Consider the following 1,778-nt stretch of genomic DNA (forward strand, 5'->3'; position numbering starts at 1 on the left):
CGGGGTCATGGCTGGACAGAAGCCGACATCGCCGGTCGGCCGGCCGGAATGCTGGAGGTACCGGGCCCGGGAACCGCGGCCAAGCTGGGCGCCGGCGGAGGGGGCGGGGTGCGCAGCCCGGTCGAAGCCGGGATCAGCGCGGAGTCGTAGGCGCCGCCGGGGTGCGGCAGCGGCCCGACCGCGGGCGGTGGCCCCTGCTCGTCCGGCATGCTGACCAGTGCCAGCGCTCCGAGCACGAGGCTGGAGAACACCACGCCCGCCCCGGTTCGCCTGCCGCGCCCGGGCCGTGCCTGCCCGCGGGAGTCGAGACCGGTTTCGCCCAGCGGCGTGCTCGAACCCAGCGGTTGCTGACCGCCGCCCAGCGGCGTGCTCGAACCCAGCGCCGCGCCGGATCCGAAGCGTCCGCGCCGGGCACTGGGGTCGACGGTGACCAGCTGGCCGTCCTCGGTCAGCGCCAGGCCGTCCGGTTGCGCGGGCAGTTCCGCGTTGGAGGGGATGGATTGCAGGGCCTGCAGCAAGCCGGGGGAGACCGACGGCGCGCCCGCGGACTGCACCGCGGCCCGCGCTTGCCGTTGTGCGGTGGCGTCGGCCGCGCAAGCCGGGCACCTGGCGAGGTGGGCGGCCGCGCGGTCGTGGGCGTTGGCGCTGAGTTCGCCGTCCACGAACGCCACGAGCGCGTCCAGCGCGAGGTGCTGCTCGGGCAGACCCCACCCTCGCCGTCCTGTCATGCCGAGTCCTCCCGAGCGTGCGCGCGACGCGCTTCCAGGGTCGCTTTCAACATCTGCCGTCCGCGGTGGATCCTGCTGCGCACCGTACCCAGCTTCACCCCGAGGGTGGTGCCGATCTCCTCGTAGGAGAGCCCTTCCACGTCGCAGAGCACCACGGCGGCGCGGAACTCCGGCGGCAGCTCGTCCAGCGCGGCCTGCAGGTCCGGGTCGAGGTGGGTGTCGTGGAAGACCTGCTCCGGGCTGGGCCCGCTGCTGGGCAGCCGGTCGGTGTCCTCCGGCAGACCTTCCATCCGCAGCCGGGACCGGCGCCGCGCCATGTCCAGGAACAGGTTCGTGGTGATCCGGTGCAACCAGCCCTCGAAGGTGCCCGGCTTGTAGGAGGCCAGCGACCGGAAGACGCGGATGAAGGTTTCCTGGGTGATGTCCTCGGCGTCGTGCTGGTTGCCGGTGAGCCGGTATGCCAGCCGGTAGATCCGGTCGGCGTGCTCCCGGACCACCTCGTCCCAGGACGGCGGCGTCCAGGTCGTCTCGGTGGCTGGTGCCGTCTCGGTGACGGGCCCCGTCTCGGTCACGGGCGCGGTGCCGGCGTGTTGTTCGGCGTGCTGAGCCGGACTCATCGACTGTGTTGGCATCGGACGAGAAGCCACCTCCTGCGGCGGTTGCATCCGGAGAACGAGCGGAGCATCGACGTTGTTCCCGAGCTGCAGCGTTGTTGGCGGGGTACCGGCGGGATCGCCGGCGTGTGCACGGGACATCGGCCCGTCATGCACCACTGTTTCGCGCGCGGGTGAGGCAGGTATGAAAGCGCCCTGAGAGCATCCTGAGAAACCGGTTTTCACTCGATCGGCCCAGCGAGTGGCGGGTGCGGGGAAGAAACGGGCGGCTAACGATGTGCTCGTTCCGCACAACTGAATGCCCTTCAGAGATAATCTTGTTACCCGTGATACCCGAGACGTCGATCGATCCCGGTCCGCTGGACCGGCCGGGCAGGCTGCTCGGTGACGCCGCCGGGCGGCAGGCCGACCTCGAGAAGGCGGGCGACAAGCTCGA

At 71.3% G+C, this 1,778-nt stretch carries 2 protein-coding genes; both read right to left on the reverse strand.

Annotation, left to right across the window (positions count from 1 at the left end):
- Positions 1–5: 5 nt before the first annotated feature.
- Entirely contained in the window at positions 6–728 is a 723-nt protein-coding gene (locus IJH84_RS08835) for a zf-HC2 domain-containing protein (RefSeq protein WP_200073294.1), read from the reverse strand.
- The gene (sigE, locus tag IJH84_RS08840; RefSeq protein ID WP_233628405.1) at positions 725–1,360 is read right to left on the reverse strand and encodes an RNA polymerase sigma factor SigE; all 636 of its coding nucleotides are present in this window, start codon (positions 1,358–1,360) and stop codon (positions 725–727) included. The genes IJH84_RS08835 and sigE overlap by 4 nt, the downstream gene beginning before the upstream one ends.
- Positions 1,361–1,778 lie beyond the last annotated feature (418 nt).

The organism is Saccharopolyspora sp. (assembly GCF_017434145.1).
GTDB lineage: Bacteria > Actinomycetota > Actinomycetes > Mycobacteriales > Pseudonocardiaceae > Saccharopolyspora_C > Saccharopolyspora_C galaxeae.